Raw genomic sequence first — 14,277 nt, forward strand, 5'->3', positions numbered from 1 at the left:
CCATGACCCCGCAGCACGCCGCCCCCACCCCGCCCGACCACCCTGCCCCGCGCCGAGGGACGCCCTTGGCTCCCCGATACGTGCAGTCCGCAGCCACCACCTGCTGGCTGGGTTGGGTGCGCATCGCAGCGACGCCTGCCGGACTGTGCGCCCTCCTGCTCGGCGACGACGATGACACCCTGCTGGCCGAGCTACGGCATCGGTTCCCGCGTGCCACCATGGCCGCTGCCAGTCCCGCGGTGCAGGGATGGGCCGCCCAGATCGCCGCTTGGTTGGATGACCCGCGCGCCGAGCTGCCCCTGCCACTCGACGTGCATGGCACGCCGTTCCAGCGCCGGGTGTGGGAGGCACTGCGAACCCTCCCGCCTGGGCAGACGGTCGGCTACGGCGAACTGGCGCAGCGGTTGGGGATGCCGCGTGCGGCCCGCGCGGTGGCGCAGGCCTGCGCGGCCAATCCGCTGGCCGTGGCCATTCCGTGCCACCGGGTGGTGTCCGCCAACGGCAGCCTGTGCGGCTACCGCTGGGGCCTGGCGCGCAAACAAGCCTTGCTCAAACGCGAAGCCGGGATCTAAGGCCCCGGCTTCGCGCCTACTCGCGCCTACACGGACGACATCCGCCCCACGAGGGGACAGGCGCCTTAGTCGGTCGTGGCCTCTTCCGCCTCGGCGCGACGGCCCTCCTTCTTGGGCAAGGGCTGGATGTCGAGTTTGACCTGCGGCTCGCCACCGTCGGCTGGCGTCTCCACATCGACCGTCAGGCGGCCGCCGTCGACCAGCCGGCCAAACAGCAGCTCGTCGGCGAGCGCGCGCCGGATGGTGTCTTGAATGAGGCGCTGCATCGGGCGCGCGCCCATCAGCGGGTCAAACCCCTTCTTGGCCAGGTGCTGACGCAACGCATCGGTGAAGGTGACCTCGACCTTCTTCTCGGCCAGTTGCTGCTCGAGTTGCAGCAAGAACTTGTCCACCACGCGCAGGATGATGGGCTCGTCCAGCGGCTTGAAGCTCACGATCGCATCGAGCCGGTTGCGGAACTCGGGCGTGAACAGCCGCTTGATGTCCGCCATCTCGTCACCAGCCTGGCGCTGGGTCGTAAAGCCGATGGTGGACTTGTTCATCGTCTCGGCCCCCGCGTTGGTCGTCATGATGATGATGACGTTGCGGAAGTCGGCCTTGCGCCCGTTGTTGTCGGTGAGCGTGCCGTGGTCCATCACCTGCAGCAGCACGTTGAAGATGTCCGGGTGCGCTTTCTCGATTTCGTCAAGCAGCAGCACGCAGTGCGGCTTCTTGGTGATGGCCTCGGTAAGCAGCCCGCCTTGGTCGAAACCGACATAGCCCGGCGGCGCGCCGATCAGGCGGCTGACCGCGTGCCTCTCCATGTACTCCGACATGTCGAAGCGCACCAGCTCGATGCCCAGGATATAGGCGAGCTGCTTGGCGGCCTCGGTCTTGCCCACCCCAGTGGGGCCGCTGAAGAGGAACGCGCCGATCGGCTTGTCCGGCTTGCCCAGGCCTGAGCGCGCCATCTTGACCGAAGAGGCCAGCAACTCCAGCGCCTTGTCCTGCCCGAACACGACGGCCTTGAGGTCGCGCTCCAGGTTTTGCAGCTTGCTGCGGTCGTCGCTCGAGACCGATTGCGGCGGAATGCGCGCGATCTTGGCGACGATCTCCTCGATCTCGGCCTTGCCGATGGTTTTCTTGCGCTTGGACGGCGGTACCACGCGCTGGGCAGCGCCAGCCTCGTCGATGACGTCGATGGCTTTGTCCGGCAGGTGACGGTCGTTGATGTACTTGGCCGAAAGCTCGGCGGCAGCCTGCAGCGCCGCTTGGGCGTATTTGACGCTGTGGTGCTCCTCGAAGCGCGACTTGAGCCCCTTGAGGATTTCGACCGTCTGTTCGATCGTCGGCTCGACCACGTCCACCTTTTGGAAACGCCGCGATAGCGCCGCATCCTTCTCGAAAATGCCGCGGTACTCGGTAAACGTGGTGGCACCGATGCACTTGAGCGCGCCCGAGCTCAGCGCGGGCTTGAGCAGGTTGGACGCATCCAACGTCCCGCCCGAGGCCGCCCCGGCGCCGATGAGCGTGTGGATCTCGTCGATAAACAGCACCGCGTGCGGCTTGTCCTTGAGTGCCTTGAGCACGCCTTTGAGCCGCTGCTCGAAGTCACCCCGATACTTGGTGCCGGCCAGCAACGCGCCCATGTCGAGCGAGTACACGGTGGCATCCGCCAGCACCTCGGGCACTTCTTTTTGCACGATGCGCCACGCCAACCCCTCGGCGATGGCGGTTTTGCCCACGCCCGCTTCGCCCACCAACAGCGGGTTGTTCTTGCGCCGCCGGCACAGAATCTGGATGACGCGTTCGACTTCTTGTTCGCGGCCGATGAGCGGGTCGATCTTTCCGTCGCGCGCGAGTTGGTTGAGGTTCTGTGTGAACTGCTCCAACACCGAGGCTTTCTCGTTGCCCTTGGCTTCGGCCGCCTCCTCGTTGTCGGCAGCGCTGCCCTCGGCAGGCTTGGCGGGCTCGGGCGCTTCGCCCTTGCGGATGCCGTGCGCGATGTAGTTGACCACGTCCAGCCGGGTCACGCCCTGCTGGTGCAGGTAGTACACCGCATGCGAGTCCTTCTCGCCAAAGATGGCCACGAGCACGTTGGCACCGGTGACCTCCTTCTTGCCGTTGCCGGTGGACTGCACGTGCATGATCGCGCGCTGGATAACGCGCTGGAACCCCAGGGTGGGCTGGGTGTCGACCTCGTCGGTCCCCCCCACCACGGGCGTGTTGTCCTTGATGAAGGTGGTCAGCGACTTGCGCAGATCGTCGATGTTGGCGTTGCATGCGCGCAGCACCTCGGCCGCGCTGGGGTTGTCCAGCAGCGCCAGCAGCAGGTGCTCGACCGTGATGAATTCGTGCCGCTGCTGCCGGGCCTCGACAAAGGCCATGTGCAAACTGACTTCAAGTTCCTGGGCAATCATGGGGCACTTCCTTCGCTTCGGGTTTCAAGAGTAGCACGCTGCATCCAACGGCTCCATGGGGGTAAGTGGGGCAGATCCGCCGTTATTCAACCGGTTCCGCCACGCACTGCAGGGGATGCCCCGCGGCACGCGCCGCTTGGGTGACCTGTTCGACCTTGGTGGTGGCGATGTCGCGGGTATAGACCCCGCACACCCCACGCCCGTGCACATGCACCTTGAGCATGATCTGCGTCGCCGTCTCCCGGTCCTTGTTGAAAAACTCCTGCAGCACACGCACGACGAACTCCATCGGCGTGAAATCGTCGTTGAGCAGCACCACCTGATACATCTTGGGCGGCTGCAGGCGCTGGCGGCGACGCTCCACCACCACCGCGTCGCCGCCAGCGGGCACGCTCGGCGTCAGATCGGGTTGTTTGGGTGTCGTGGCCATGGCAATCATTCTGCAATAAATCGGGCATCCCCGCAGGACGTGCGGATGCGCCGTCCGTCGGGCCTAAATGGCACCGCCGCCCCTGGGGGCGGCGGTACGGCAGCGGGGCCGACAGGCGCTGCCCCGGAAAGCAGGTCGGGCCCGCCTCTGCGCACTCACATGTGGTCGATCATCACCTGCCCAAAACCCGAGCACGACACCTGCGTGGCCCCCTCCATCAAGCGCGCGAAGTCGTACGTCACGTGCTTGCTCTGGATGGCCTTTTCCATGGCGCTGATGATGAGGTCGGCCGCCTCTTTCCAGCCCATGTGGCGCAGCATCATCTCGGCCGACAGGATCTCGGAGCCGGGGTTGACATAGTCTTTGCCCGCGTACTTGGGTGCGGTGCCGTGCGTGGCCTCGAAGCACGCCACGGAATCGGACAGATTGGCCCCGGGCGCGATGCCAATGCCGCCGACTTGGGCCGCGAGCGCGTCCGAAATGTAGTCGCCGTTCAGGTTGGGGGTCGCGATCACCGAGTACTCCGCCGGACGCAGCAGGATCTGCTGCAGGAACGCGTCGGCGATCGAGTCCTTGATGACGATGTCACGCCCCGTCTTGGGGTTTTTGAACTTGCACCACGGGCCGCCATCGATGGGCTGAGCACCGAACTCGCGCTGGGCCAACGCATAACCCCAATCCCGGAAGCCTCCTTCCGTGTACTTCATGATGTTGCCCTTGTGCACCAGGGTGACGCTGGGCTTGTCGTTGTCGATGGCGTATTGGATGGCTTTGCGCACCAAGCGCTCGGTGCCTTCGATCGAGATGGGCTTGATGCCAATGCCCGACGTTTCCGGGAAGCGGATCTTGGTCACGCCCATCTCTTGGATCAGAAACTGGATGAGCTTTTTGGCCTTGTCGCTCTGGGCCGGGTACTCGATGCCGGCGTAGATGTCCTCGGAGTTTTCGCGGAAGATGACCATGTCGGTCTTCTCCGGCTCTTTCAGCGGCGAGGGCACCCCCTTGAAGTAGCGCACCGGGCGCAGGCAGACGTAAAGGTCGAGCTCCTGCCGCAGCGCCACGTTGAGCGAGCGAATACCACCACCCACCGGCGTGGTCAGCGGCCCCTTGATGGAGACGACGTACTCCTTGAGCGCGTGCAGGGTTTCCTCGGGCAGCCAGACGTCAGGCCCATAGACGCGGGTGGATTTCTCACCGGCATAGACCTCCATCCAGTGGATCTTGCGCTGTCCCCCATAGGCTTTGGCCACCGCGGCGTCCACCACCTTGATCATCACGGGCGTGATGTCGACCCCAGTGCCATCTCCCTCGATGTACGGAATGATGGGATGATCGGGCACGTTGAGCGACATGTCCGCATTGACGGTGATCTTCTGCCCGTCGGCAGGCACTTGGATGTGTTGGTACATGAGCGGGGTCTCCGTTGGTCTGAATGGTCCGCCGCGCCTGATGAGCGCCGCAGTCTACAATCGATTCTATCGAGAAAACCTGCGCGGACCTGACATCGATGCGCCACCTCTTTCATTGGCCCAAGCGTGCAACTCCGCGTCGTCGAACGTGGCTGGTGCTGTTTGCGCTCATTCCCTTGGGCGTGAGCAGCGCGCCGCCTGCCAGCGAAGGGCAACCGCAAACCAACCTGCCCCGCGTGACGCTGCGCGCGGGTCTGCACCTCATCCATGCGCAGGTGGCCGCCACGCCCGAGCAGCGCGCCATCGGCCTCATGTGGCGGCGCGAGCTGCCCGCCAACGAGGGCATGCTGTTCGTCTTTGAGCGCCCAGCCGTGCAGTGTTTCTGGATGAAAAATACGTACGTGCCGCTGACGGCCGCGTTCATTGCCGACGATGGGCGCATCGTCAACCTGGTCGACATGCGCCCGCTGGACGAAACCAGCCACTGCTCCCGCGAGCCGGTGCGCTACGTGCTGGAGATGACCCAGGGTTGGTTCGCGCAACGCGGCATCGCCTCCGGCTTTCGCCTGGCGGGCGGCCCTTTTGGCGGCCGCTGACGCCAGCGCCGCCCTCGTCTCGACCTTCCTTCGGCCGACGCCCGCCAATGGCGTCGGCCACCGCCGTGATCAGGCGAAGTTGGCTTGCGCAAAGTCCCAGTTGACGAGCTTGTCGAGGAAGGTCTCGACGAATTTCTGGCGCAGGTTGCGGTAGTCGATGTAGTAGGCGTGCTCCCACACGTCCACCGTCAACAGTGCCTTGTCGGCCGTGGTCAATGGGGTGCCCGCGGCGCCGGTGTTGACGATGTCCACGCTGCCGTCGGGCTTCTTGACCAGCCAAGTCCAGCCCGAGCCGAAGTTGCCGACCGCGCTCTTGACGAAGGCGTCCCGGAAGGCGGCGTAGCTGCCCCATTTGGCGTTGATCGCATCGGCCAGCGGCCCGGTGGGCTCGCCACCACCGCCCGGCTTCATGCAGTGCCAGAAGAAGGTGTGGTTCCACACTTGGGCGGCGTTGTTGTAGATCGGGCTGGGGTTGGGCGCGCGGCGCACGATGTCTTCCAGCGCCATCGACTCGTACTCGGTGCCTTTTTGCAGGTTGTTCAGGTTGACCACATAGGCGTTGTGGTGCTTGCCGTGGTGGTACTCGAGCGTCTCTTTGGAGTAGTGCGGCTCCAGAGCGTCGATGGCGAAAGGCAGGGGAGGTAGGGTGTGTTCCATGGCGTTGTCCTCGTTGCAGTCAAAAACCGACTGCCGCATTGTAGGGAAGACGCCGGACATCGCACAGGCGGGCCGCACGCGCCCCCGCCGAGCGTGGGGGTCAGGCCGGATCGGCGGGGGATGGCTCCACGCCCGCCACGCGCACCTGCAGTCGCCCCTGCGAGAGGTCCACGCGCAGCGGTGCCCCCGCGTGGACCTGCGCCGTGCGGGTGACGAGATGTCCCGCTTCATCGGTGACCAGCGCGTAGCCGCGCTCCAGCACCCGGTGCGGATCGAGCAGCGCCAGCTGCGCCTGCCAGCGCGCCAGCCGCAGCCGGTGGCGCTCCAGCGTGCGACTGACGGCCGAATGCCAAGCCTGCTCCAGCCGCAGCCCGTGCTGGCGCCGGCGGTCGATGCCTGTCACCAGCGCGCGCTGCAAGCGATGTTCGAGCGCCTGCACGCGCGCGCGCTCGCGGACCGTGAGCGCCGAAGGGCGCCCCAGGCGCTGCGCCAGTCGGTCCAGGTGCTGAGCGTGGCCGTCGAGTCGGCGCCAGACAGCGCTGCGCAGCCGCTCCGCCTGCCGCTGCAGGCCGTCGAGCAGGGTCTGCCGGTCCGGTGCGCACAGCTCGGCGGCCGCCGTCGGCGTGGGGGCGCGCACATCGGCCGCAAACTCAGCCAGCGTAAAATCCGTCTCGTGCCCAACCCCACAGATCACGGGCATGGGTGCCTGCGCGACGGTGCGCACCACGTCCGGGTCGTTGAAGGCCCACAGGTCTTCCAGCGAGCCCCCACCCCGCACGAGCAACAGCACCGCGGGCTGGCCGTGGGTCTCGTGATCCTGATACGCCCGCCGCAACGCCGCGCACAGTTGCGCGGGCGCATCCGCCCCCTGCACCGCCGAGGGGTAGAGCCGAACCGGCAGGTACGGGGCCCGGCGCGCGAGAGTGGTGGCCACGTCGCGCAACGCCGCCGCATCCAGCGAGGTGACGACGCCGATACTCGACGGCCACGCAGGCAGCGCGCGCTTGCGCGCCCCATCGAACCACCCTTCGGCCTGCAATTGCGCCTTCAGGCGCAAAAACTGCTCGTAGAGCTGACCTTGGCCCGCAAGCCGCACGCGCTCGACGATGAGCTGCAAATCGCCGCGCGCGGCATAAACGTCGAGGCGGCCAAGCACTTCCACCTGGAGGCCGTCGCGCAGCGCCACCGCGCTGGCCTCGGCGGCGCGGCGAAAGAATGCACAGCGCAGTTGCCCCTGCGCGTCCTTGAGCGTGAAGTAGGCATGCCCGCTGCCCGCGCGCAGGTAGCCGCTGACCTCACCGCGCACGCGCACGGGGTTGAAGCGCGCACGCAACGCGTCGCCGACCGCGGTCACCAAGGCACCAACCGACCAAGTGGGTTCGTCAGCCGTCGCAGGCCAGGAAAGGTCATGCATGATCGATGCGAAGATGGTCCCGTAGGTGGCCCGATACCGGTGGCGGGCCGCGCGGGACCAGTGACCGACTCGGTGCCCGATAATGCGCGGATCGCACCGCTGCACAGGAGATTGCCCTTGCTGTCGATCATACAGGCCGCCGGCTGGCCCATCTGGACGCTGATCGTGTGCTCGGTCCTCGGACTGGCCCTCGTCATCGAGCGCGCGTGGAGCCTGCGCACCACGCGCATCGTGCCGCCGCGGCTGCTGGACGAGGCCGTGCAGGCGAGCCGCCACGGCGTGCCGCCGCCTGCCGTCGTGGAACAGCTGGCCGACAACTCGGTGCTGGGCTCGGTGCTGGCCAGCGGACTGCGCGCCCTGCACGCCAACCCGCGTGCCACCGAAGCCGAGCTGCGCAGCGCGCTCGAATCCGCGGGACGCTTGGCGGCCGCGCAGTTGCAGCGCTACCTGGGGGCGCTGGCCACCGTCGCGTCGGCCGCTCCCTTGCTCGGACTGTTGGGCACGGTCATCGGCATGATCGAGATCTTTGGCTCGCAGGCCGGGCCGGGCGGACTGATGCCCGGCGGCGGCAACCCCGCACAACTGGCACACGGTATCTCGGTGGCGTTATATAACACCGCGTTCGGGCTGATGATCGCGATTCCAGCGCTCATTTTCTGGCGCTACTACCGCGCGCGGGTGGACGGTTTTTTGCTGCAGCTGGAGGTGGCGGCCGAGGCGTTTTTACACCACCTGCTGACACTGCGCCGCTGACTCTCGACTCCCCAGCGAGGCGTGCATGAACTTTCGACACGGCGACCGCGAAGAACCCGAGATCAACCTGATCCCGTTCATCGACATCCTGTTGGTGGTGCTGATCTTTCTGATGCTCACCACCACGTTCAGCCAAGCCACGGCGCTGCAGGTGAATCTGCCCGTGGCCAGCGACGAGCAGCCGCCGCGGGCACCTGCAGAAATCGTGGTGATGGTGGGCCCTGACGGACGCTATGCGGTCGCCAACCGCGTGCTGGAACAACACGGCGTGGACGCGCTCATTGAGGCGCTGCGCGCCGCGCGGCCGATCGGCCAACCAGGCAGCGATCCCATTTTGGTCATCCAGGCCGACGCCGCCGCCAGCCACCAGTCGGTCATCAACGTCATGGACGCGGCGCGCCAAGTGGGCCTGGTGCAAATCACCTTTGCCACCCAGCGCAGCCAGGGGCGCTGATGGCGCTGCCGGACCTGAGCGCCACCTGGAACGGGCGCGGTCCGCTGGCCGTTGGCCTGTTGCCCCTGGCCCTGCTCTACCGCGGTGCGCTGGCCCTGCGCGCCCTGCCCTGGCAGCTTGGCTGGCGCTGGCCCGCCCCGCTGCCGGTCCCGGTGGTGGTGGTGGGCAACGTGGTGGCCGGGGGGGCGGGCAAGACGCCAACGGTGATCGCCCTCGTCCAGCACCTGCAAGCCGCGGGCTGGCGGCCCGGCGTCGTCTCGCGCGGCCACGGGCGCACGGATCGCGCGGCCGTGCGCGTCTGCGACGACGCCACGGGCGACCCCGCACGGCTCGGCGACGAGCCGGCGCTGATTGTGCGCCGCACCGGCGCACCGTTGGCCGTGGGTTACGAGCGACCGGCCGCCGTGCGTGCGCTGCTGCAACACCACCCGACGGTGGACATCGTGGTCAGCGATGACGGCCTGCAACACTGGGCGCTGGCGCGCGATCTGTCGATCATCGTGTTCGACGAGCGCGATGTCGGCAACGGCTGGCTGCTGCCCGCCGGCCCCTTGCGCGAGCCCTGGCCCGCGCCCGTCTGGGGCGGCGGGCCGGCGCTGGTGCTGCGCACCGGCAAGCCAAGCGCGCCGCCCCGGCCGCACCCATACCCCGAATACCGAGCCACGCGCGCCCTGGCCGATGCGGCGCTGCCCGTCCCCGCTCCTGACGAGCCTCCCCTCCGTGCCTCGCAGCCCTTGGCCGACTGGGCCGCCGCGCGCACCCCGCTGGGTGCCCTGGCAGGCATCGCGCGGCCGAACGCGTTTTTTGCCATGCTGCGCGCGCGGGGGCTGACGCTAGTGCACACACTGGCGCTGCCCGACCACGCCCCGGCAGCCGCGCTGGGTGCCGCACTGCAGGCCGCGGCCACCACGGCCGGTGCCCCCCGGCACTGGCTGTGCACCGAAAAGGATGCCGTCAAGTTGCACGGCCAGCCGCTGCCCGATGGGGTAACGCTGTGGCAGGTGCCGCTGGTGCTGACGCCCGAGCCCGGGTGGTACGCCGCCATCGACCGTCACCTGCAGGCCTGGCGCCGCGCTCGCGCAGCCGACCGTGGCGCGCTATGATGCCCGCCATGGATCCCAAGCTGCTCGAACTGCTGGTCTGCCCGGTCACGAAGGGACCGTTGGTCTATGTGCGCGAAACCCAGGAACTGGTCTCGCGCGGCGCACGACTGGCCTACCCCATCCGCGACGGCATCCCCATCATGCTCGAAAACGAGGCCCGCGCGCTGGACGAGGCCGAACTCGACCGGCTGGCCCCGCCACGACCCGCCGTCGGCTGAGGGTGCCGGGCCATGCACGACGGGTTTCACGTCATCATTCCCGCGCGCCGCGCCTCGACGCGGCTGCCAGACAAGCCATTGGCCGACATCGGCGGCGCGCCCATGGTCGTGCGCGTGGCCCAGCGTGCGCAGGCCAGCGGGGCGCTGTCGTGCACCGTGGCCACGGACGACACCGAGATCGCGCGCGTCTGCCAGGACGCCGGCATCGCGGCGCTGCTGACCCGCGCCGACCACCCCAGCGGCAGCGATCGGCTGGCCGAGGCCGTGCAGCAGCTGGGCTTGCCGGACGACGCACTGGTGGTCAACGTGCAGGGCGACGAGCCCCTGATCGACCCGGCGCTGATTCGTGACGTCGCGCACGTACTGCGCGCGCGGCCCGATTGCGTCATGGGCACGGCCGCCCACCCCATCGCCACGGCGCAGGAGCTGTTCAATCCCAACGTCGTCAAGGTGGTGCTGGACCGGCAACACACCGCGCTGCTGTTCAGCCGCGCGCCGCTGCCGTGGTGGCGCGATGCCCCGCGCCACGACACCGTGCTGTCCCTCGACGATTGGCCGACCGACGCCCGGCCCCTGCGCCACATCGGGCTCTACGCGTACCGGGCCGGTTTTCTGCGGCGCTTTCCGTCGCTGCCGCCCGCGCCGCTGGAGCGCTGCGAGTCCCTGGAGCAGCTGCGCGTGCTGTGGCACGGCGAGCGCATCGCGGTGACGGTGAGCGACCGCGCGCCCGGCCCCGGCGTCGATACGCCGGAGGACCTGGCGCGCGTGCGCGCTCTATGGCAGCGCGACCACACCTGAGGACAACCCCGCACGGTATCGCACCCCCTGTAAGCCTGTGTCGGGATGTGCATGCTATTCTTGGGCGCTGGCCCCGTGCCAGCCGCCGCCGTCGGCCCAACGAGGAGACTCCGCGGCGTTGCGGCCCCATGACACGATCGCGACGAGTAAAGGAAACCCATGAGACTGATTCTGTTGGGCGCTCCGGGTGCTGGCAAAGGCACGCAGGCCGCGTTCATCTGCCAAAAATATGGCATTCCGCAGATTTCCACCGGCGACATGCTGCGCGCGGCGGTCAAGGCGGGCACCCCCTTAGGCATCGAAGCCAAGAAGGTGATGGACGCTGGCGGCCTGGTCAGCGACGACATCATCATCGGTCTGGTCAAGGAACGCATCGCCCAGCCGGACTGCGCCAACGGCTTTTTGTTCGACGGCTTCCCGCGCACCATCCCCCAGGCCGAGGCCATGCGCCAGGCGGGCGTGCGCATCGACTACGTGCTCGAGATCGACGTGCCGTTTGACGCCATCATCGAGCGCATGAGCGGGCGGCGCGTGCACCCCGCGTCGGGTCGCACGTACCACATCAAATACAACCCCCCAAAGGTCGACGGCAAGGACGACGTGACGGGCGAGGACCTGATCCTGCGCGACGACGACCGGGAAGAAACCGTGCGCAAGCGGCTAGACGTCTACGCGCAGCAAACCCGTCCGCTGGTGGACTACTACCGCCAATGGGCCGAGAAAGATCCGGCCCACGCCCCCAAATACCGCGCGATCAGCGGGCTGGGCACGGTCGAGGAGATCACGCAGCGCGTCTTTGCCGCGCTGGCCGACTGAGAAACGCGGCGGTCCGGCGGGCCCGCACCCTCACGCCAGGCCCGCCGCCTGCCACAACAGCTGCAGCGACAGCGACACGCGCGCCTTGGGCGGCGGCAAATCGGTGACGGCGAAACGCCGCTCGGCGCGGCCGCCCTCACCCGGCACAACTTCACCCTGGGGGCAGCGCGTCGTCACCCATACCGCAACGCCCTCGTCCTGCGCCTGGGCCAGCGCGGCCGCCAGCTGCTCGTGCAACGATCCGTTGCCCGTTCCCGCGACCACCAGCCCGGCCAGCGCATCGTCGGCATCGCGCCCCGCCATCGCCTCGCGGCGCTGACGTAGCAAGGCGCGCACCAGCGCCCCATCCGCGCCGCCATGGCTGGCCAGCCACTCCACCCGTGGCCAGCGTGGTGCGGCCAGCACGGCCTGCATCCGTGCGGCCTGCCGCGGATCAGCCGCCTCACCTGCCAGCGGTGCAGGCGGCGCCACCCAGCGCACGCGCCCCGCCTCCACCCAAGCGGCGGGGCCCGCATCGCCACCGCCAAACGCATCGGCGCGGGTGGGGTGCACTTTGGTCACCGTGCGCGCCGCAAAGACGCGCCCGGCCAGCGTCACCCACACGCCACCGGCGGCGCGCAGGCGGCCATCGACGGCCAGTGTCAGCGCATCGGCCAGGTTTTGCGGGCCATCGGGCGCCAGTGCCGACGCGGGCCGCATGGCGCCAACCAGCACCACCGGCCGCGCCGGCTGCAGCACCGTTTGCAGCAGCCAAGCCGTCTCCTCTAGGGTGTCGGTGCCGTGCGTGACGACGATGGCCCCCACCTCGGGCTGCTGCAGCTGCGCGTGCACCGCGCCCAACAGCGCCTGCCACAGCGCCACCGTCATGTCCTTGCTGTCGACGTTGGCCACCTGCTGCGCCTGCACCCGCCAGCCCACGGGCGGCGCCATCCCCGCCACCAGATCGGCCACCGGTACCACCCCGGCCTGGTAGCCCACCACGTCGTGCGGCGAGGCCGCTCGCCCCGCGATCGTGCCGCCCATGCCCAGCACCGCGAGCACCGGTGCGGCGGCGCTGGGGTGGCCGCCGTCGATAGAAAATACGGGTTGCATCGTCACCTCCCGAGCGCCAAAAAACGAAACCCGACCGGCTAGGGTCGGGTTTTTCGTCTGCAGGACCAGCCAGAATGCTGGCGGAGTGAGAGGGATTCGAACCCTCGATGCGGGTTTTGGCCCGCATACTCCCTTAGCAGGGGAGCACCTTCGGCCTCTCGGTCATCACTCCGAAGAACCGCCATTATGCCCCAAGTCGAGGCGTCTGCGCGGCGGCGTGTGCAAAATCAGGCCCCTTGCAGCGTGTCCTCGGGCTGATCGAGGTCGAACTCGCGGTGCAGTGCGCGCACGGCCAGCTCCATGTATTTCTCGTCGATGACGACCGAGATCTTGATCTCCGACGTGGAGATCATCTGGATGTTGATGCCCTCGGCCGCCAGGCAGCGGAACATGCGGCTGGCCACGCCGACGTGGCTGCGCATGCCGATGCCAACGACGCTGACTTTGCAGATGCGCGCGTCGCCGACGACGTCGCTGGCGCCCAGCGCCGGCACCACCTGGGTGCGCAGCACGTCCAGCGCGCGCGCCAGGTCGTTGCGATGCACGGTGAAGCTGAAGTCGGTGCGCCCGTCTTTGCCGACGTTTTGGATGATGACGTCGACGTCGATGTTGGCGTCGGCCACCGCACCCAGGATTTGCGCGGCGATGCCGGGTTTGTCAGGCACGCCCAGCACCGAGACCTTGGCTTCGTCACGGTTGAAGGCGATGCCGGAGACGACGGCTTGTTCCATGGATTGACCTTCCTCAAAGGTGATCAGGGTGCCGCTGTGGGCTTCTTCCTCGATGGGGATGTCCCACGGGGTGAAGCTGGACAGCACGCGCATCGGGACACGGTATTTGCCAGCGAACTCCACGGAGCGGATTTGCAGCACCTTGGAGCCCATGCTGGCCATTTCCAGCATCTCCTCGAAGCTGATGCGCTGCAGGCGGCGCGCTTCGGGCACGACGCGCGGGTCGGTGGTGTAGACGCCGTCGACGTCGGTGTAGATCAGGCACTCGTCGGCCTTGATCGCGGCGGCCACCGCCACGGCGGAGGTGTCGGACCCTCCACGCCCCAGCGTGGTGACGTTGCCGTGGGCGTCCACGCCCTGAAAGCCGGTGATGATGACGACTTTGCCGGCGGCCAAGTCGGCGCGGATGCGCTGGTCGTCGATCGATTCGATGCGGGCTTTGGTGAACGCGCTGTTGGTGCGGATCGGCACCTGCCAGCCGCAGTACGAGACGGCGTCGATGCCTTCGGCCTGCAGCGCGATGGCCAGCAGACCCACCGAGACCTGCTCACCGGTGGCGGCGAGTTGGTCGAGCTCGCGGTAGTACGCGGGGCCGGGCTTTTCAGGGGCGACTTCCTTGGCCAGGCCGAGCAGACGGTTGGTCTCGCCGCTCATGGCGCTGGGCACGACGACCATTTGGTGGCCGGCGCGCACCCATTTGGCGACCCGCTTGGCCACGTTGCGGATGCGCTCCGTGGAGCCCATGCTGGTTCCGCCGTATTTGTGAACGATCAGTGCCATGGATGGATCTACAGGAATGGCCCGCGCGGATGCGGGCAAACCCGAACATTATAGG

General features: G+C 67.9%; 15 protein-coding genes and 1 tRNA gene. 8 read left to right on the forward strand and 8 right to left on the reverse strand.

From position 1 onward, the window contains the following. Positions 1-65 precede the first annotated feature (65 nt). Positions 66-572: a methylated-DNA--[protein]-cysteine S-methyltransferase gene (locus ACPP3B_RS01585; protein ID WP_424859526.1), complete on the forward strand. Its 507-nt coding sequence runs from the start codon at positions 66-68 to the stop codon at positions 570-572. 65 nt (positions 573-637) lie between these two features. Here ACPP3B_RS01585 and clpA read toward each other — a convergent pair whose 3' ends face one another. The 3 genes from clpA to icd all read right to left on the reverse strand — a co-directional run bounded on the left by clpA (position 638) and on the right by icd (position 4,810). Beyond that, positions 638-2,971, reverse strand: coding sequence for an ATP-dependent Clp protease ATP-binding subunit ClpA (gene clpA / locus ACPP3B_RS01590; RefSeq protein ID WP_424859527.1), 2,334 nt, complete (start codon positions 2,969-2,971; stop codon positions 638-640). Between the two features lie 82 nt (positions 2,972-3,053). Further along, positions 3,054-3,410 (reverse strand): ATP-dependent Clp protease adapter ClpS, encoded by a 357-nt coding sequence (gene clpS, locus ACPP3B_RS01595; protein ID WP_299020239.1) that lies wholly within the window; start codon positions 3,408-3,410, stop codon positions 3,054-3,056. Between the two features lie 146 nt (positions 3,411-3,556). Continuing rightward, positions 3,557-4,810, reverse strand: coding sequence for an NADP-dependent isocitrate dehydrogenase (icd, locus tag ACPP3B_RS01600; RefSeq protein WP_424859528.1), 1,254 nt, complete (start codon positions 4,808-4,810; stop codon positions 3,557-3,559). A gap of 98 nt (positions 4,811-4,908) precedes the next feature. On the opposite strand from icd, the gene ACPP3B_RS01605 reads away from it, so the two are divergent. Then, complete coding sequence (locus tag ACPP3B_RS01605; protein ID WP_424859529.1) at positions 4,909-5,406, forward strand: DUF192 domain-containing protein; 498 nt, start codon at positions 4,909-4,911, stop codon at positions 5,404-5,406. A 69-nt stretch (positions 5,407-5,475) separates the two neighbouring features. Here the strand turns inward: ACPP3B_RS01605 and ACPP3B_RS01610 are convergent, their stop codons facing one another. Together ACPP3B_RS01610 and xseA are read right to left on the reverse strand one after the other, a co-directional pair. Next, positions 5,476-6,063, reverse strand: a complete 588-nt coding sequence (locus ACPP3B_RS01610) for a superoxide dismutase (RefSeq protein WP_299019335.1) — start codon at positions 6,061-6,063, stop codon at positions 5,476-5,478. A 100-nt stretch (positions 6,064-6,163) separates the two neighbouring features. Then, positions 6,164-7,477, reverse strand: a complete 1,314-nt coding sequence (gene xseA / locus ACPP3B_RS01615) for an exodeoxyribonuclease VII large subunit (RefSeq protein WP_424859530.1) — start codon at positions 7,475-7,477, stop codon at positions 6,164-6,166. Positions 7,478-7,594: 117 nt separating this feature from the next. On the opposite strand from xseA, the gene ACPP3B_RS01620 reads away from it, so the two are divergent. From ACPP3B_RS01620 to adk, 6 genes are all read left to right on the forward strand, one after another. Then, positions 7,595-8,230, forward strand: coding sequence for a MotA/TolQ/ExbB proton channel family protein (locus tag ACPP3B_RS01620; RefSeq protein WP_299019327.1), 636 nt, complete (start codon positions 7,595-7,597; stop codon positions 8,228-8,230). Positions 8,231-8,255: 25 nt separating this feature from the next. Continuing rightward, positions 8,256-8,684: an ExbD/TolR family protein gene (locus ACPP3B_RS01625; RefSeq protein WP_299019326.1), complete on the forward strand. Its 429-nt coding sequence runs from the start codon at positions 8,256-8,258 to the stop codon at positions 8,682-8,684. Then, on the forward strand, positions 8,684-9,787 hold the full coding sequence (gene lpxK, locus ACPP3B_RS01630; protein WP_424859531.1) for a tetraacyldisaccharide 4'-kinase: 1,104 nt from the start codon (positions 8,684-8,686) through the stop codon (positions 9,785-9,787). Before ACPP3B_RS01625 ends, lpxK begins: the two co-directional genes overlap by 1 nt. Before the next feature lie 8 nt (positions 9,788-9,795). After that, positions 9,796-10,005 (forward strand): Trm112 family protein, encoded by a 210-nt coding sequence (locus ACPP3B_RS01635; RefSeq protein WP_299019324.1) that lies wholly within the window; start codon positions 9,796-9,798, stop codon positions 10,003-10,005. Between the two features lie 12 nt (positions 10,006-10,017). Continuing rightward, on the forward strand, positions 10,018-10,803 hold the full coding sequence (gene kdsB, locus ACPP3B_RS01640; RefSeq protein ID WP_424859532.1) for a 3-deoxy-manno-octulosonate cytidylyltransferase: 786 nt from the start codon (positions 10,018-10,020) through the stop codon (positions 10,801-10,803). Between the two features lie 159 nt (positions 10,804-10,962). Continuing rightward, positions 10,963-11,619, forward strand: a complete 657-nt coding sequence (gene adk, locus ACPP3B_RS01645) for an adenylate kinase (RefSeq protein WP_299019321.1) — start codon at positions 10,963-10,965, stop codon at positions 11,617-11,619. 30 nt (positions 11,620-11,649) lie between these two features. Here adk and ACPP3B_RS01650 read toward each other — a convergent pair whose 3' ends face one another. From ACPP3B_RS01650 to ACPP3B_RS01660, 3 genes are all read right to left on the reverse strand, one after another. Beyond that, positions 11,650-12,711, reverse strand: a complete 1,062-nt coding sequence (locus ACPP3B_RS01650) for an asparaginase (protein ID WP_424859533.1) — start codon at positions 12,709-12,711, stop codon at positions 11,650-11,652. 78 nt (positions 12,712-12,789) lie between these two features. Next, positions 12,790-12,883, reverse strand: a tRNA-Ser gene (locus tag ACPP3B_RS01655). A gap of 55 nt (positions 12,884-12,938) precedes the next feature. Further along, complete coding sequence (locus ACPP3B_RS01660) at positions 12,939-14,222, reverse strand: aspartate kinase (protein WP_144325398.1); 1,284 nt, start codon at positions 14,220-14,222, stop codon at positions 12,939-12,941. Positions 14,223-14,277: the final 55 nt, after the last annotated feature.

It is taken from the genome of Tepidimonas sp. HKU77, assembly GCF_049728535.1.
GTDB lineage: Bacteria > Pseudomonadota > Gammaproteobacteria > Burkholderiales > Burkholderiaceae_C > Tepidimonas.

Excerpts from the sequence above, each read along its gene's own strand:
- lpxK (WP_424859531.1), top strand. The coding sequence starts at position 8,684 with ATGGCGCTGCCGGACCTGAGCGCCACCTGGAACGGGCGCGGTCCGCTG.
- ACPP3B_RS01650 (WP_424859533.1), bottom strand. The coding sequence starts at position 12,711 with ATGCAACCCGTATTTTCTATCGACGGCGGCCACCCCAGCGCCGCCGCA.
- adk (WP_299019321.1), top strand. The coding sequence starts at position 10,963 with ATGAGACTGATTCTGTTGGGCGCTCCGGGTGCTGGCAAAGGCACGCAG.
- ACPP3B_RS01635 (WP_299019324.1), top strand. The coding sequence starts at position 9,796 with ATGGATCCCAAGCTGCTCGAACTGCTGGTCTGCCCGGTCACGAAGGGA.
- xseA (WP_424859530.1), bottom strand. The coding sequence starts at position 7,477 with ATGCATGACCTTTCCTGGCCTGCGACGGCTGACGAACCCACTTGGTCG.
- clpA (WP_424859527.1), bottom strand. The coding sequence starts at position 2,971 with ATGATTGCCCAGGAACTTGAAGTCAGTTTGCACATGGCCTTTGTCGAG.
- clpS (WP_299020239.1), bottom strand. The coding sequence starts at position 3,410 with ATGATTGCCATGGCCACGACACCCAAACAACCCGATCTGACGCCGAGC.
- icd (WP_424859528.1), bottom strand. The coding sequence starts at position 4,810 with ATGTACCAACACATCCAAGTGCCTGCCGACGGGCAGAAGATCACCGTC.
- ACPP3B_RS01625 (WP_299019326.1), top strand. The coding sequence starts at position 8,256 with ATGAACTTTCGACACGGCGACCGCGAAGAACCCGAGATCAACCTGATC.
- kdsB (WP_424859532.1), top strand. The coding sequence starts at position 10,018 with ATGCACGACGGGTTTCACGTCATCATTCCCGCGCGCCGCGCCTCGACG.
- ACPP3B_RS01610 (WP_299019335.1), bottom strand. The coding sequence starts at position 6,063 with ATGGAACACACCCTACCTCCCCTGCCTTTCGCCATCGACGCTCTGGAG.
- ACPP3B_RS01605 (WP_424859529.1), top strand. The coding sequence starts at position 4,909 with ATGCGCCACCTCTTTCATTGGCCCAAGCGTGCAACTCCGCGTCGTCGA.
- ACPP3B_RS01660 (WP_144325398.1), bottom strand. The coding sequence starts at position 14,222 with ATGGCACTGATCGTTCACAAATACGGCGGAACCAGCATGGGCTCCACG.